Origin of the sequence: Winogradskya consettensis, assembly GCF_018332715.1 — a bacterium.
GTDB lineage: Bacteria > Actinomycetota > Actinomycetes > Mycobacteriales > Micromonosporaceae > Actinoplanes > Actinoplanes consettensis.
This window is the reverse complement of sequence record NZ_BOQP01000052.1, coordinates 152,798-167,901: the sequence shown is the minus strand read 5'-3', so window position 1 is coordinate 167,901 and position 15,104 is coordinate 152,798. Positions and strand designations below refer to the sequence as shown.

Annotated in this window: 15 protein-coding genes; all 15 read left to right on the top strand. The window is 68.6% G+C overall.

Annotated elements, in window-relative coordinates:
• Nucleotides 1–27: 27 nt before the first annotated feature.
• The 15 genes from mqnC (at nucleotide 28) to nuoK (ending at nucleotide 15,099) form a co-directional block, all read left to right on the top strand.
• Nucleotides 28–1,263, top strand: a complete 1,236-nt coding sequence (gene mqnC / locus Aco04nite_RS41865) for a cyclic dehypoxanthinyl futalosine synthase (protein WP_213002722.1) — start codon at nucleotides 28–30, stop codon at nucleotides 1,261–1,263.
• 309 nt (nucleotides 1,264–1,572) lie between these two features.
• Nucleotides 1,573–2,268, top strand: a complete 696-nt coding sequence (locus Aco04nite_RS41860; protein ID WP_438874990.1) for a demethylmenaquinone methyltransferase — start codon at nucleotides 1,573–1,575, stop codon at nucleotides 2,266–2,268.
• Nucleotides 2,269–2,317: 49 nt separating this feature from the next.
• Nucleotides 2,318–2,611 carry a hypothetical protein gene (locus tag Aco04nite_RS41855; protein WP_213002720.1) on the top strand — a complete coding sequence of 98 codons (294 nt, stop codon included), beginning with the start codon at nucleotides 2,318–2,320 and terminating at the stop codon, nucleotides 2,609–2,611.
• Nucleotides 2,612–2,723: 112 nt separating this feature from the next.
• Complete coding sequence (locus Aco04nite_RS41850; RefSeq protein WP_213002719.1) at nucleotides 2,724–4,004, top strand: geranylgeranyl reductase family protein; 1,281 nt, start codon at nucleotides 2,724–2,726, stop codon at nucleotides 4,002–4,004.
• A gap of 78 nt (nucleotides 4,005–4,082) precedes the next feature.
• A complete protein-coding gene (locus Aco04nite_RS41845) occupies nucleotides 4,083–4,448 on the top strand; it encodes an NADH-quinone oxidoreductase subunit A (protein WP_067494557.1) in 366 nt (121 codons plus the stop codon).
• A 10-nt stretch (nucleotides 4,449–4,458) separates the two neighbouring features.
• Nucleotides 4,459–5,130: a NuoB/complex I 20 kDa subunit family protein gene (locus Aco04nite_RS41840; protein ID WP_203836836.1), complete on the top strand. Its 672-nt coding sequence runs from the start codon at nucleotides 4,459–4,461 to the stop codon at nucleotides 5,128–5,130.
• On the top strand, nucleotides 5,127–5,825 hold the full coding sequence (locus Aco04nite_RS41835) for an NADH-quinone oxidoreductase subunit C (RefSeq protein ID WP_213002718.1): 699 nt from the start codon (nucleotides 5,127–5,129) through the stop codon (nucleotides 5,823–5,825). Before Aco04nite_RS41840 ends, Aco04nite_RS41835 begins: the two co-directional genes overlap by 4 nt.
• Nucleotides 5,822–7,147 carry an NADH-quinone oxidoreductase subunit D gene (locus Aco04nite_RS41830; protein WP_213002717.1) on the top strand — a complete coding sequence of 442 codons (1,326 nt, stop codon included), beginning with the start codon at nucleotides 5,822–5,824 and terminating at the stop codon, nucleotides 7,145–7,147. The genes Aco04nite_RS41835 and Aco04nite_RS41830 overlap by 4 nt, the downstream gene beginning before the upstream one ends.
• A complete protein-coding gene (nuoE, locus tag Aco04nite_RS41825; RefSeq protein ID WP_213002716.1) occupies nucleotides 7,148–8,260 on the top strand; it encodes an NADH-quinone oxidoreductase subunit NuoE in 1,113 nt (370 codons plus the stop codon). It begins immediately after the preceding gene.
• Nucleotides 8,257–9,573: an NADH-quinone oxidoreductase subunit NuoF gene (gene nuoF / locus Aco04nite_RS41820; protein WP_213002715.1), complete on the top strand. Its 1,317-nt coding sequence runs from the start codon at nucleotides 8,257–8,259 to the stop codon at nucleotides 9,571–9,573. Before nuoE ends, nuoF begins: the two co-directional genes overlap by 4 nt.
• A complete protein-coding gene (locus tag Aco04nite_RS41815; protein WP_213002714.1) occupies nucleotides 9,573–12,047 on the top strand; it encodes an NADH-quinone oxidoreductase subunit G in 2,475 nt (824 codons plus the stop codon). Before nuoF ends, Aco04nite_RS41815 begins: the two co-directional genes overlap by 1 nt.
• A complete protein-coding gene (gene nuoH, locus Aco04nite_RS41810) occupies nucleotides 12,044–13,429 on the top strand; it encodes an NADH-quinone oxidoreductase subunit NuoH (protein WP_213002713.1) in 1,386 nt (461 codons plus the stop codon). Before Aco04nite_RS41815 ends, nuoH begins: the two co-directional genes overlap by 4 nt.
• 1 nt (nucleotide 13,430) lies before the next feature.
• Nucleotides 13,431–14,036, top strand: coding sequence for an NADH-quinone oxidoreductase subunit NuoI (nuoI, locus tag Aco04nite_RS41805; RefSeq protein WP_213002712.1), 606 nt, complete (start codon nucleotides 13,431–13,433; stop codon nucleotides 14,034–14,036).
• Nucleotides 14,033–14,803, top strand: a complete 771-nt coding sequence (locus Aco04nite_RS41800; protein ID WP_203836844.1) for an NADH-quinone oxidoreductase subunit J — start codon at nucleotides 14,033–14,035, stop codon at nucleotides 14,801–14,803. The genes nuoI and Aco04nite_RS41800 overlap by 4 nt, the downstream gene beginning before the upstream one ends.
• Nucleotides 14,800–15,099: an NADH-quinone oxidoreductase subunit NuoK gene (gene nuoK / locus Aco04nite_RS41795; protein ID WP_023357573.1), complete on the top strand. Its 300-nt coding sequence runs from the start codon at nucleotides 14,800–14,802 to the stop codon at nucleotides 15,097–15,099. The genes Aco04nite_RS41800 and nuoK overlap by 4 nt, the downstream gene beginning before the upstream one ends.
• Nucleotides 15,100–15,104 lie beyond the last annotated feature (5 nt).

Below are 15,104 nucleotides of genomic sequence, written 5' to 3'. Positions count from 1 at the left end.
GAGCGGATCGGACGTAGTCTTCAGGACGTGACGGTGAACGCGGAGATCGACAGCATTCTGCAGCGTGCGGCGGACGGCGGGCGGATCACGCCCGAGGAGGCACTGCTGCTCTACACCGACGCGCCCTTCCACGGCCTCGGTGAGGCAGCGGACGCGGTGCGCCGCCGGCGTTATCCCGACGGCATCGTCACCTACCTGATCGATCGCAACATCAACTACACGAACGTGTGCGTCACGGCGTGCAAGTTCTGTGCGTTCTACCGGGCGCCCAAGCACCAGGAGGGCTGGTCGCACCCGATGGAGGAGATCCTCCACCGCTGCGGCGAGGCCCTCGACCTCGGTGCCACCCAGGTCATGCTCCAGGGCGGCCACCACCCCGACTACGGCGTCGAGTACTACGAGACCCTGTTCTCGTCGGTCAAGCAGGCCTACCCGCAGCTGGTCATCCACTCGATCGGGCCCAGCGAGATCCTGCACATGGCCAAGGTCTCCGGCGTCTCGATCGAGGACGCGATCCTCCGGATCAAGGCGGCGGGCCTCGACTCGATCGCGGGCGCCGGCGCGGAGATGCTCCCCGATCGCCCGCGCAAGGCGATCGCCCCGCTCAAGGAGTCCGGGGCGCGCTGGCTCGAGGTCATGGCCACCGCCCACCGCAACGGCCTGAGCAGCACGGCCACCATGATGATGGGCACCGGCGAGACCAACGCCGAGCGCATCGAGCACATCCGCATGATCCGTGACGTGCAGGATCTGGCCGTGGCCAACGGCTACGCCGACTCCGCTGTCGAGGCCGCGGACGGCCCCGGCGGCTTCCGGTCGTTCATCCCCTGGACCTACCAGCCGGAGAACAACCACCTCAAGGGCCGCACCCAGGCGACCCGGATCGAATACCTGCGCTTCGTCGCGGTCTCGCGGCTCTTCTTCGACAACGTCGCCCACCTGCAGTCCTCGTGGCTGACCACGGGCAAGGACGTCGGCCAGCTCTCGCTGCACATGGGCGTGGACGACCTCGGTTCGATCATGCTGGAGGAGAACGTCATCTCCTCCGCCGGCGCCCGGCACCGCTCCAACCTGATGGAGCTGATCTCGATGATCCGCACGGCGGGCCGCACCCCGGCGCAGCGCGACACCCTCTACCGCCACCTCACGGTGCACGAGAACCCCGCGGACGACCCGACGGACGAGCGTGTGGCCTCGCACTTCTCCTCGACGGCGATGCCCGGTGGCGGCCGCAAGAACCTCCCGCTCGTCGAGGCCTCGTAGCCACCTGTTCGGGGGGTTGACTCGACCGTACGACCGTCCGGCTCGGCCGATCGGCCAGGTGCCCGTGGGCCTGCCGAACAGGGGTGGATTGCTCCTCGGTAACGAGGGGTGTTTGGCTCTGGTACAGCGCGTTCTCGCTGGTTACGTTGCCCTGGTAACAAGCAAGATTGAAGCGTCGCCGAGGCATCTGACCGCCGGCGGGGTGGGTGCGGACCCGACCGATGGCGGTCGTATATATAACGCGTAAGGAACGGGCGGGATGGGTCACCATCCCGCCCGTTCTGTGTCCGCGTGGGGCAAACTCGTGGTGTGACGCGCGCAGACCTGGACAAGCAGCCGCATGAGGTCGCCGAGATGTTCGACGGCGTGGCCCAGCGGTACGACCTGACCAACACGGTGCTCTCCTTCGGACAGGACCGTGGCTGGCGGCGGGCCACCCGGGCGGCGCTGGCCCTGCGGCCCGGCGAGCGGGTGCTCGACGTCGGCGCCGGCACCGGGGTGTCGACCGAGGAGCTGGAACGCTCCGGGGCGTATGCGGTCGGCGCGGATCTCTCCACGGGAATGTTGCGGGCCGGGCGGGGCAGCGGGCGCAAGGTGCCGCTGGTCGCCGGGGACGCGCTCAAGCTGCCCTTCGCCGACGACACGTTCGACGCTGTCACGATCTCCTTCGCCCTGCGCAACGTCGTCGACACCGGGGCTGCTCTGCGTGAGCTGGCCCGGGTGACCCGATCGGGCGGGCGCCTGGTGGTGTGCGAGTTCAGCAGTCCCACCAATGCGGCGTTCCGCACGGTCTACCTGTCGTATCTGATGCGGAATCTGCCGTCGGTCGCGCGCGCGGTGTCGAGCAACCCCGATGCGTACGTTTATCTCGCGGAATCCATTCGCGCCTGGCCCGACCAGGAAGCGCTGGCCGCCCGCATTCAGGAGTCCGGGGCATGGGGTCGGGTCGCCTGGCGCAATCTGACCGGTGGTGTTGTCGCCCTGCACCGCGCCACAAGGAACTAAAAACGGCTTTTAGCCCGTTTCGTGGGCCTGTCGGGTGTTAGCTCGGTGTATGACGACTATCGACCTGACCGTCGACGATGCGGATATCGACGTCCCGATCGACGATCGTGACGAGGGTGAGCGCAAAGCTCTGAAGCTGGCGGATGCCCTGCGTACCGTTGCGGTGAGTAATCCCGCGTATGCGCAAATGCTCCTGGACGAGCTCGTGGAGTCGCTGGATGAGGTCCTGGAGGGCCGATTCCGCGACTACGTCGAGGCGGTCCGCCGCGAGTGCAAGGACGTCCCGTTATCTACGGAGAGTGATCCTCGCATTGCGGGCATTTCATCAGCACGAAACAGTTAGGGTTCCCTAACCCTGATCCGTCTCGATGCCGGTCTTAGACTCCGAACCGGACCAGCTTGTGAACTGTTTCACTAGCGAAAGTCTCACTGGTCCAGTGAAGCGGAGGTGTGCCGTGAACGAGATCGTCGCTGACGAGGCTGACGTCATCGTGGTCGGAGCAGGGCCGGGCGGATCCGCTGCGGCCTACCACATGGCCAGGCACGGGCTGAGAGTACTTCTCCTGGAAAAGACGGAGTTCCCCAGGGAGAAAGTATGTGGCGACGGACTCACTCCGCGGGCCGTCCGCCAGCTCGTCCGCATGGGCATCGACACCTCCGAGAAAGCCGGCTGGCTGCACAACCGCGGGCTGCGGGTGATCGGTGGCGGGGTTCGCCTCGAGCTCGACTGGCCCGATCTCGCCAGCTTCCCCAACTACGGTCTCGTTCGTACCCGCCTTGATTTCGACGACATGCTGGCCAAGCGCGCGGTCGAGGCCGGGGCGCTGCTCCGCACCGGGGTGAACGTCACGGGCCCGGTGCTGGACGCCGACGGCAGGGCCATCGGGGTCGAGGCCAAGGTCGGTCCCGGTAAGGAGCCCGTTCAGTATCGGGCACCGCTGGTCGTCGCGGCGGACGGTGTGTCCGGCAAGCTCCCGCTCGCGATGGGGCTCGCCAAGCGCGACGACCGCCCGCTCGGCGTCGCGGTCCGGCGCTACTACAACGCGCCCGGCTGGGACGGCGACAACTACCTCGAGTCCTGGCTGGAGCTGCGCAGCGCCCAGAACCCGGACCGGCTGCTGCCCGGCTACGGCTGGATCTTCGGGCTCGGCGACGGCCGGGTCAACGTCGGCCTCGGCATCCTCAACTCGTCCACGGCGTTCGGCAAGACCAACTACAAGTCGCTGCTCACCGACTGGCTCGCCACCACCCCCGAGGACTGGGGGATGCGCGACGAGGCCAACGCCGATGGCCCGATCCTGGGCGCGGCGCTGCCGATGGGCTTCAACCGCGTGCCGCACTACACCCGCGGGATGCTGCTGGTCGGCGACTCGGGCGGCATGGTCAACCCGATGAACGGCGAGGGCATCGCCTATGCGATGGAGTCCGGCGAACTGGCCGCTGAGGTCGCCGTGCAGGCGCTCGCACGCGCCGCCGGTGCTGACCGCGAGCGGGCACTGCACGCCTATCCGGCCGAGCTCAAGGACCGGTTCGGTGGCTACTACCGCGTCGGCGGCATCTTCGTGAAGCTGATCGGCAACCCGCAGATCATGCGGCTCGCCACCAAGCACGGCATGCCCCACCCCACGCTGATGCGCTTCGTCCTGAAGCTGCTCGCGAACCTCACTGACCCCCGGGACGGCGACGCCATGGACCGGGTCATCAATGCCCTCACGAAGGTGGCACCGGCGGTGTAGAAATCGGGGCACCCCGGTCGACAACAGGCAAAAGCACACAAATAGTGTGAAGCGGCTAACAGTCGAGCAGGAGACGGTATGACGCTCAATCCCTACGTACCGATCGTCGGGCTGCTGATCCTCGGCGCGCTCTTCGCCCTCTTCTCGGTGTCGATCGCCCCGATCGTCGGTCCCAAGCGTTACAACAGAGCCAAACTCGAGGCGTACGAGTGCGGCATCGAGCCGGCGCCGCAGCCCATCGGCGGCGGTCGGTTCCCGGTGAAGTTCTATCTGACCGCGATGCTGTTCATCGTCTTCGACATCGAGACGATTTTCCTTTACCCGTGGGCCGTCAACTTCGAGGCGCTGGGCCTCTTCGGGTTTGTCGAGATGGTCCTCTTCATCGTCACCGTCTTCATCGCCTACACGTATGTGTGGCGACGCGGCGGCCTCAACTGGGACTGAGAGGCGCGCTATGGGAATCGAAGAGAAACTCCCCAGCGGCATCCTGCTTACGTCGGTCGAGAAACTGTCCAACTGGGCGCGCAAGTCGTCGTTCTGGGGCGCGACCTTCGGACTGGCCTGCTGCGCCATCGAGATGATGGCGGCCGGTGGCCCCCACTACGACCTGGGTCGCTGGGGCATGGAGGTCTTCCGGGCCTCGCCCCGCCAGGCCGACCTGATGATCGTCGCGGGCCGGGTCAGCCAGAAGATGGCCCCCGTCGTGCGCCAGATCTACGACCAGATGCCGGAGCCCCGCTCGGTCATCTCGATGGGCGTCTGCGCCTCCTCGGGCGGCATGTTCAACAACTACGCGATCGTGCAGGGCGTCGACCACATCGTGCCGGTCGACATCTACCTGCCGGGTTGCCCGCCGCGGCCGGAGATGCTGATCGACGCCATCCTCAAGATGCGCGAGAAGGTCATGGCCACGCCGCTCGGCCCCAACGGCCGCAAGATGCTCGAGGCCCGGCGCGAGCGCGGCGACGTCCCGATCGTGGCCCCCGGCGCGATGCCCTCTTCCTACCGCGCCGACAAGGTGCGTCGTGCGGAGTGGACGCAGGCCGTCAAGGAAGGCCGCGAGGAGCAGCTTCGCATCGAGAACTGGATGAAGCTCCAGCCGCACCTGCGGGAGGGTGGAAAGTGAGCGTCGAACCCAACGCCGAACCGGCAGGCGCGAACCTGGGCGCCCCGGCACAGACCCCGGCGAGTCCCGACAAGGGCATGTTCGGCATCCACGGCACCGGCGACGTCTCCGGTTTCGGTGGCCTGGTCCGGCGCCGGCCGGCCAATGCCGACAGCCCCCGGCCCTTCGGCGGTTACTTCGACGAGGTGCACGACGCGCTGGAGGAGGCCTACCCGGCCTTCGCCGACGCGGTGGAGAAGGTGATCGTCGACCGTGGCGAGCTCACCCTGCACATCGCGCCGGAGAAGATCGCCGAGGTCTGCCAGATCATGCGGGACGACGAGTCCCTGCGCTTCGAGCTCTGCTCGTCGGTGTCCGGTGTGGACTATCTCGGCTCCGACAACCGCCGGTTGCACGTCGCTTACCACCTGACGTCGCTGACGTACCGCCGCCGGGTCCGCCTGGAGGTCGCCGTGGCGCCCGGGACCCCGGTCCCCAGCGTCACCGCCGTCTACCCGACCGCCGACTGGCAGGAGCGGGAGACGTACGACATGTTCGGCATCGTCTTCGAGGGCCACCCCAACCTCACCCGGATCCTCATGCCGGACGACTGGGAAGGCCACCCGCAGCGCAAGGACTACCCGCTCGGCGGCGTGCCCGTCGAGTACAAGGGCGCCGTGATTCCGCCTCCCGACCAGCGGAGGGTCTACCAGTGACAACTTCCGGATACGCAACCGAACGCGAAACCACCGAGGGCCGCGTCTTCACCGTCACGGGTGGCGACTGGGACACGGTCACGGGCAGCATCGACCCGCTCAGCAACGAGAAGATCGTTGTCAACATGGGTCCGCAGCACCCGTCGACGCACGGCGTGCTCCGGCTCGTCCTCGAGCTCGAGGGCGAGACCGTCACGGAGGCCCGCCCGGTCATCGGTTATCTGCACACCGGCATCGAGAAGAACCTCGAATACCGCAACTGGACCCAGGGCACGACGTTCGTCACCCGCGCCGACTATCTCGCGCCGCTGTTCAACGAGGCGGCGTACGTCTTCGCGGTCGAGAAGCTGCTCGGCATCGAGGAGCAGATCACCGACCGGGCGCGGACGATCCGGCTGCTCTTCATGGAGCTCAACCGGATCTCGTCGCACCTGGTCTGGATCGCCACCACGGGCATGGAGCTCGGCGCGATCTCGATGATGCTGTACGGCTTCCGCGAACGCGAATACATCCTCGACATCTTCGAGGAGACCACCGGGCTGCGGATGAACCACGCGTACTTCCGTCCCGGCGGCGTCGCGCAGGACGTGCCCGCCTCGGCGATCAAGAAGATCCGCGACTTCCTCGTCTACATGCCGAAGAAGCTCAAGGAATACGAGGCGATGCTGTCCGGCCAGATCATCTGGCAGGAACGTACGCAGAACGTCGGCGTGCTCGATGTGACCGGCTGCCTGTCGCTGGGCGTCACCGGCCCGGTGCTGCGCGCCTCGGGCCTCGCCTGGGACCTGCGCAAGACGATGCCCTACAGCGGCTACGAGAACTACGAGTTCGACGTGCCGACCGCGCAGACCGCCGACGTCTGGGGCCGCTACCTGGTCCGGATGGCGGAGATCCGCGAGTCGCTCAAGCTCGTCGAGCAGGCCCTGGACAAGCTGACCCCCGGCCCGGTCATGATCGCCGACAAGAAGATCGCGTGGCCGGCCCAGCTGGCCATCGGCGTCGACGGCATGGGTAACTCGCTGGAGCACGTCGCCAAGATCATGGGTCAGTCGATGGAGTCGCTGATCCACCACTTCAAGCTCGTGACCGAGGGTTTCCGGGTTCCCCCGGGCCAGGTGTACGTCGGCATCGAGTCCCCGCGCGGAGAGCTCGGCGTCCACGCCGTCTCCGACGGGGGCACGCATCCGTACCGCGTGCACATGCGCGATCCGAGCTTCGTGAACCTGCAAGCCATCCCCGCGATGGCCGAAGGTGCGCTGCTGGCCGACGTCATCGCCGGTGGCGCCTCCCTGGATCCCGTGATGGGTGGGTGTGACCGATAGATGTCCGACACAACGCTGGAATTCTCCCCGGCTGCGGCGCCGCTCGCCGACAAGCTCCTCGCCCCCGCGCTGGAGATCCTCGCCCGCTACCCCACGGGCCGGGAGCGCTCCGCGCTGCTGCCCCTGCTGCACCTCGTGCAGACCGAGGACGGCTACGTCACCCCCGGCGGCGTGGCGTTCTGCGCCGAGATCCTGCGCATCAACAAGGCGCAGGTCGGCGCGGTGGCGACCTTCTACACGATGTACAAGCGCCGGCCGACCGGCGACTACCTGATCAGCGTCTGCACGAACACCCTGTGCAACGTGCTGGGCGGGCAGGAGGTCTACGACGGCCTCGTCGAGCACCTCGGCGTCGGTCATGACGAGACCACGGCGGACGGCTCGATCACGCTGGAGCACGCCGAGTGCCTCGCGGCCTGTGACTACGCGCCGGTCGTGACGGTCAACTACGACTACGCGATCGACCAGGCCACACCCGCCGCGGCGGTGGAGCTGGCCGAGCAGCTGCGTCGCGGTGAGCGCCCGACGCCGGCCCGCGGTTCCCGGATCTGCACGCTCAAGGAGATGCAGATCCAGCTCGCCGGTTTCGCCGACGAGCGGGAGGGCGCGGTCGCCGACGGCCGGGCCGGTGCGCCGTCGCTGCGGGGGGTGAGCCTTGCGCAGGAGCACGGCGTCGCGGTCGCCGACTTCAACATCGACACCGCGATCCCGACGACGAAGCCGGCTCGCGACGAGTCCGCCAAGGCCGTCAAGGACCCGGGGCCGAATGCGCCCGCGGCTCCGGCCAAGGAGGGCTTCGTCGCGAAGGCGGCTCACGCGGTCAAGGCCGTGGTGGGCAAGGTCGAGGAGCGGGTCGAGCACCGTAAGGCGGGGGACGTCAAGGACCCCGAGGTACGCACGGCCGAGCACCGCAACACCACCGCATCGACGCCCGCGACGGGAGCCGCGAAGACGGGGCTCCCCGAATCCGGCGCCGCGCCGCAGAACCCGGCCGAATCGGCGGGGGTGGCGGCCAACCAGCCCGCCGGCGATGGCAAGCCAGCCGGTGACAGCAGTGCCTCACCCGCGGCGGAAAACCCAAGCCGAAAAGGCTCGGACGAGGAGACAAAGTGACTCAGCCCAGGCGTGAGGTTCTCCAAAAACTAACCCCTGTCCTCACCAAGCGCTGGCTCTCGCCCGACGCCTGGAAGATCGAGAACTACGAACAACTCGATGGGTACGCCGCGGTGCGCAAGGCGCTCGACGTGCACCCCGACGACCTGATCGCGCTGATCAAGGACTCCGGGCTGCGCGGCCGGGGCGGTGCGGGCTTCCCCACCGGCCTCAAATGGAGCTTCATCCCGCAGGGCGACGGCAAGCCGCACTACCTCGTCATCAACGCCGACGAGGGCGAGCCGGGCACCTGCAAGGACGTTCCGCTGATGACGTACGACCCGCACTCGCTGATCGAGGGCGCGATCATCGCCGCTTACGCGATCCGTGCGAGCCGGGCGTTCATCTACATCCGTGGCGAGGCGGTGCACGCGGCACGGCGGCTGCGGCACGCGGTCAACGAGGCGTACGCCAAGGGTTACCTCGGCGAGAACATCCTCGGCTCCGGGTTCGACCTGGACCTCGTGATCCACAGCGGCGCCGGCGCGTACATCTGCGGCGAGGAGACGGCGCTGCTCGACTCGCTCGAGGGGTTCCGCGGCCAGCCCCGGCTGCGCCCGCCCTTCCCCGCGGTGGCCGGCCTGTACGCGAGCCCGACGGTGGTCAACAACGTCGGGACCATCGCCTCGGTGCCGTACATCGTGCTCGGCGGTGCGGCCTGGTGGAAGAGCATGGGCACCGAGAAGTCGGCCGGCCCGATGATCTACTCGCTCTCCGGCCGGGTGAAGAACCCGGGTCAGTACGAGTGCGGCCTCGGCATCACGCTGCGGGAGCTGATCGAGCTCGCGGGCGGCATGCAGGAGGGCCACGAACTCAAGTTCTGGACCCCGGGCGGCTCGTCCACCCCGTTGCTCACCGCCGACCACATCGACACGGCGATGGACTTCGAGGGGGTCGCCGCGGCCGGGTCGATCCTCGGCACGACCGCGATGCAGATCTTCTCCGACCAGGACTGCCCGGTGTACGCCACCTGGCGCTGGCTGGAGTTCTATCACCACGAGTCCTGCGGCAAGTGCACTCCGTGCCGCGAGGGCAACTACTGGATGGTGCGCACGTACCGCCGGATCCTCTCCGGCGAGGGCACCGTCCAGGACCTGGACACCCTCCAGGACACCGCGGACAACATCTTCGGCCGCTCGTTCTGCGGTCTGGGTGACGGCGCGGCGACCCCGGTCATGTCCACGCTGAAGTTCTTCCGGGACGACTACCTCGGCTACATCGAGGGGCGGACGGCCCCGCGGCTGTCCGCGAAGACCTTGGTAGGTGCTCACTGATGACCGACGTCGCCAAGAAGACCGATGAAGTCACGCTCTCCATCGACGGCGTGGAGGTGACGGCCGCCAAGGGCGAGCTCGTCATCCGCGTCGCCGAGCGGATGGGCATCGCGATCCCGCGGTTCTGCGACCACCCGCTGCTGGCCCCGGCCGGTGCCTGCCGGCAGTGCCTGGTGGAGGTGGAGGGCCAGCGCAAGCCGGTCGCCTCCTGCACGCAGACGGTCGCCGAGGGCATGGTGGTCAAGACCCAGCTCAGCTCGCCGGTCGCCGCGAAGGCGCAGGGCGGCGTGATGGAGCTGCTGCTGGCCAACCACCCGCTCGACTGCCCGACCTGCGACAAGGGCGGCGAGTGCCCGCTGCAGAACCAGGCGATGAGCAGCGGGCGCACGGAGTCGCGGTTTCACGAGCACAAGCGTGAGTACGAGAAGCCGATCCACATCTCCAGCCAGGTGCTGCTGGACCGGGAACGGTGCATCCTCTGCCAGCGCTGCACCCGCTTCTCCGAGGAGATCGCCGGCGACAAGTTCATCGACCTGATGGACCGCTCGTCCGGCGAGCAGATCAACGTCTACCGCGATGACTTCTTCGGCGGCGACGGCACCGGGGACGGGCAGGTCGGTGACGGTCCGGGTGACGTCGCCTTCAACTCGTACTTCTCCGGCAACACGATCCAGATCTGCCCGGTCGGCGCGCTGACCGGCGAGCAGTACAGATTCCGGGCCCGCCCGTTCGACCTGGTCTCCTCGCCGACTGCGTGCGAGCACTGCTCCGCGGGCTGCGCGATCCGCGCTGACCACCGCCGTGGCAAGGTGCTGCGCCGGCTGGCCGGTGACGACGCGGCGGTCAACGAGGAGTGGAACTGCGACAAGGGCCGTTGGGGTTTCCGCTACACCACCGCCAACGACCGCATCACCACGCCGCTGATCCGCGATGCCGCCACCGGTGAGCTGCGCGACGCTTCCTGGTCCGAGGCGTTGCTCGCCGCGGCCGAGGGGCTGACCGCTGCGAAGGGCCGGGGCGTCGGGGTGCTCACGGGCGGGCGGCTCACGGTGGAGGACGCGTACGCGTACGCGAAATTCGCCCGCGTCGCGCTCGGCACCAATGACATCGATTTCCGGGCCCGCCCGCTCTCCGCCGAGGAGGCCGACTTCCTGGCAGCCTCGGTCGCCGGGGTCACCGACGTCACGTACGAGGACGTCGAGGACGCGCCCTCGGCGGTCATCGTCGGGCTCGAGCCCGAGGAGGAGTGCCCGATCCTCTTCCTGCGCCTGCGCAAGGGGCACGGGAAGAAGTCGCTCAAGGTGACGGCGGTGGCGCCGTTCCTGAGCCGGGGCTTCGAGAAGCTCGGTGCGACCCTGGTCGCCGCCGTGCCCGGTGACGAGGCACGACTGCTCGGCACCGACGCGACGGTAGCCGCCGCGCTTTCCGAGCCGGGATCGCTCCTGATCGTGGGGGAGCGGCTCGCGAGCGTGCCCGGTGGGCTCTCCGCCGCCGCGTCGCTCGCCGCGAAGACCGGTGCCCGGCTCGCCTGGGTGCCGCGGCGCGCGGGTGACCGCGGCGCTGTCGACGCGGGCTGCCTGCCGAACCTGCTGCCCGGTGGCCGACCGGTCACCGACGCGAGCGCCCGCGCGGAGCTCGCGACGGCCTGGGATCTCGAGACCGGCTCGCTGCCGGCGACGGTCGGCCGCGACACGGACGCGATCGTCGCGGCCGCCGCGGACGGCACGCTCGGCGGACTGCTGCTGGCGGGTGTCGACCCCGCCGACCTCGCCGACCCGCGGCTGGCCGAGCAGGCCCTCGACGCGGTGCCGTTCCTGGTCAGCGTCGAGCTGCGGCACAGCGCCGTGACCCGGCGCGCCGACGTCGTGCTGCCGATCGCACCGGCCGCCGAGAAGTCCGGCACCTTCATGGACTGGGAGGGGCGCCTGCGCACCTTCGAGACCGTGCTCCCGACCGGCGCGATGACCGACGGCCGGGTGCTCGAGGCGATCGGTGCCCTGATGGACGTCACGCTCGGCACCGGCGACGTCGGGGCGATTCGCCGCGAGCTCGGCGCGATGCCGGCCAGCGGGTCGGCCCGCCCGGCACAGCCCGCACTCGATGCGGGCAGCCTGCCCAAGCCCGGCAAGGACGAGGCCGTGCTCGCCTCCTGGCACCACTTGATCGACAACGGGTCGCTGCTCGACGGCGACGAGGTGCTCGCCGGGACGGCCCGCCCGCCGGTGGTGCGGATCGGCAAGGACCTGGCCGAGTCGCTCGGGGTCGCCGACGGCGACGCCGTCACGGTCGGCACCGACCGCGGCGCGATCACCCTGCCGGTGGCGATCACCGAACTGCCGCCGCAGGTCGTGTGGCTGCCGACGAACTCGCCGGGCTCCACGCTGCGGCGCAGCCTCGGGGTCACGTCCGGAGCCGTCGTGCGGCTCTCGGTCGTCAAGCCCGGTCCGATCCTGGCGCAGGGGGCCAACCGATGAACATCCTCGCCGCGGCGCAGGATCCGACGCTGCAGACGTTCGAGAACGACGTCTGGTGGATCACGCTGATCAAGCTGTTCGCCGTCTTCGTGGTCCTGCTGCTGCTGACGCTGTTCACCATCGTCTACGAGCGCAAGGTCGTGGCCCGGATGGCGGTCCGGCCGGGCCCCAACCAGGTCGGGCCCAAGGGCTGGTTGCAGAGCCTCACGGACGGCGTCAAGCTGCCGTTCAAGGAGGAGATCATCCCGAAGACCGCCGACAAGGTGGTCTACTTCATCGCCCCGGTGATCTCCGCGACCTGCGCCTTCACAGCTTTCGCGGTCATCCCGTTCGGCCCGGTCGTGTCGATCTTCGGCCATCACACGGCGCTGCAGCTCACCGACGTGCCGGTCTCGGTGCTCGTGCTGCTCGCCTGCTCCTCGATGAGCGTGTACGGCGTGGTGCTCGCCGGATGGGCGTCCGGGTCGACATACCCGCTGCTCGGTGGGCTGCGGTCGAGTGCGCAGATGATCTCGTACGAGGTCGCGATGGGGCTGTCGATCGTGGCGGTCTTCATGACGGCCGGGACGATGTCGACGTCGCAGATCGTCAAGGCGCAGGCCGGCAACGGCTCGACCAGCTTCGACATCCTGGGCTGGAACCCGACGGCACCCAGCTGGTACGCCGTCCTGCTGCTCCCCAGCTTCGTCATCTACTGCATCGCGGCGGTCGGCGAGACCAACCGCGCCCCGTTCGACCTGCCCGAGGCGGAGTCGGAGCTGGTCGGCGGTTTCCACACGGAGTACTCGTCGTTCAAGTTCGCGCTGTTCTTCCTCGCCGAGTACATCAACATGATCACCGTCTCGGCGTTCGCGACCACGCTGTTCCTCGGCGGATGGCGTGCCCCGGCCCCGATCACCACGTTCTGGGAGGGCGCCAACTCCGGCTGGTGGCCGCTGCTGTGGTGGTTCGGCAAGATCCTCATCCTGCTCTTCGGCTTCATCTGGCTGCGGGCGACGCTGCCCCGGATGCGCTACGACCAGTTCATGCGGTTCGGCTGGAAGGGGCTCATCCCCGCCAGCCTGGTCTGGATCCTCTTCCTGGCCGGGGTGCGGGTCACCCAGGACAAGATCGACGGTGGCCAGCGCTACCTGGTCTACGTCGTGGCCGCGGTCATCGTGCTCGGCATCGCGCTGCTCTGGCCGGCGAGCAAGAAGGAACGGGTCTACTCCATCGAGGAGCAGCTCGCGGCGCGCCCACCGGGCAGCTTCCCGGTGCCCCCGATGGATCTGCAGGTCCCACCCAGCCCGCGCGCCCGCCGCGCGGTCGCCGAACGCCAGCCGGCAACGGTCGGCGCAGCGGGCGACGACGACGGCGCCCCCGATGTAGAGAAGGAGGTGTGACGTGGGTACGTTCACCGGCTCGTTCAAGGGCTTCGGGGTGACCTTCGCGCACATGTTCCGCAAGGTCATCACCACCGACTACCCGTTCACACCGCCGACGCCGGCCCCGCGCTTCCACGGCCGGCACATCCTCAACCGGCACCCGGACGGCCTGGAGAAGTGCATCGGCTGTGAGCTGTGCGCCTGGGCCTGCCCGGCCGACGCGATCTACGTCGAGGGTGGCAACAACACCGACGAGGAGCGCTTCTCGCCCGGTGAGCGCTACGCGAGCATCTACCAGATCAACTACGCCCGCTGCATCTTCTGCGGGCTCTGCATCGAGGCCTGCCCGACCCGTTCGCTGACCATGAGCAACGAGTACGAGCTGGCCCGCGACAACCGCCAGGACCTCATCTTCACCAAGAAGGAGCTGCTGGCGCCGCTGCTCGAGGGCATGGAGCAGCCGCCGCACCCGATGCGCCTCGGTGACACCGACAAGGACTACTACCTCGGTGCGCTGACCAACCCCGGCACTTCGGCCGGCGCCGAGCGGGCCCCCTGGTCCGACACGGGTACGCACGACGCCGCCGACTCCGCGGGTGAGGTCGCGAAGGAGACGGCCCGATGAACGAGGTCGTCGCCGCCGCGGCAGGCGCGCAGGTCTCCACGGGTGAGGCCTGGGCGTTCTGGATCCTCGGCACGCTCGCGGTCATCGGCGGCCTCGGCACGGTGCTGTCGCGCAACGCGGTGCACTCGGCGCTCTGGCTCGTCGTGACGATGCTCAACCTGGGCTTCATCTACGTGATCAACGGCGCGCCGTTCCTCGGCGCGGTGCAGATCATCGTCTACACCGGCGCGATCATGATGCTGTTCCTCTTCGTGCTCATGCTCGTCGGCCGGGACGCCTCCGACTCCCTGATCGAGACCCTTCGGGGCCAGCGGGTCGCGGCGGTCCTGCTCGGCGCCGGTTTCGGCATCCTGATCGCGACCGGCCTCGCCCGCTCGCTGGGCGACACCGCCGTGGCCGGGCTCGCCGACGCCAACTCGGCCGGCAACGTGCAGGGCATCGCCAAGCTGCTGTTCACCAAGTACGTCTTCGCCTTCGAGGTCACGTCCGCGCTGCTCATCACGGCGGCGGTCGGCGCGATGGTGCTCGCCCACGTGGAGCGGGCCAAGGCGGATGTCGCGGACCAGGTCACGCGCATGAAGGCGCGCTTCCGGCCCGGTAACTACCCCGGTCCCAAGGCGGGCCCGGGCGTCTACGCCAACACCATGTCGGTCGCCGCGCCGGGTCGCCTGCCGGACGGCAACGGCTCCGAGCGCACCCTCTCGCCGATCCTTCCGGTCCGTGAGCTGACCGCTGACGAGGCTGCACCGAAGAGGACAGAGAAGTGACTCCTGACTACTACCTCGTACTGGCGGCGATACTTTTCACCATCGGCGCTGCCGGTGTGCTCGTGCGCCGCAACGCGATCGTCCTGTTCATGTGCATCGAGCTGATGCTGAACGCGGCGAACCTCGCGCTGGTCACCTTCAGCCGGATCAACGGCACCCTCGACGGCCAGATCATCTCGTTCTTCGTGATGGTCGTCGCGGCTGCCGAGGTTGTGGTCGGGCTGGCGATCATCATGTCGATCTTCCGGACCCGGCGGTCCGCGAGTGTCGACGACGCCAACCTCCTCAAGTACTAAAGGGG

Excerpts from the sequence above, each read along its gene's own strand:
- Aco04nite_RS41855 (WP_213002720.1), top strand. The coding sequence starts at position 2,318 with ATGACGACTATCGACCTGACCGTCGACGATGCGGATATCGACGTCCCG.
- Aco04nite_RS41845 (WP_067494557.1), top strand. The coding sequence starts at position 4,083 with ATGACGCTCAATCCCTACGTACCGATCGTCGGGCTGCTGATCCTCGGC.
- Aco04nite_RS41840 (WP_203836836.1), top strand. The coding sequence starts at position 4,459 with ATGGGAATCGAAGAGAAACTCCCCAGCGGCATCCTGCTTACGTCGGTC.
- nuoE (WP_213002716.1), top strand. The coding sequence starts at position 7,148 with ATGTCCGACACAACGCTGGAATTCTCCCCGGCTGCGGCGCCGCTCGCC.
- Aco04nite_RS41815 (WP_213002714.1), top strand. The coding sequence starts at position 9,573 with ATGACCGACGTCGCCAAGAAGACCGATGAAGTCACGCTCTCCATCGAC.
- nuoH (WP_213002713.1), top strand. The coding sequence starts at position 12,044 with ATGAACATCCTCGCCGCGGCGCAGGATCCGACGCTGCAGACGTTCGAG.
- Aco04nite_RS41800 (WP_203836844.1), top strand. The coding sequence starts at position 14,033 with ATGAACGAGGTCGTCGCCGCCGCGGCAGGCGCGCAGGTCTCCACGGGT.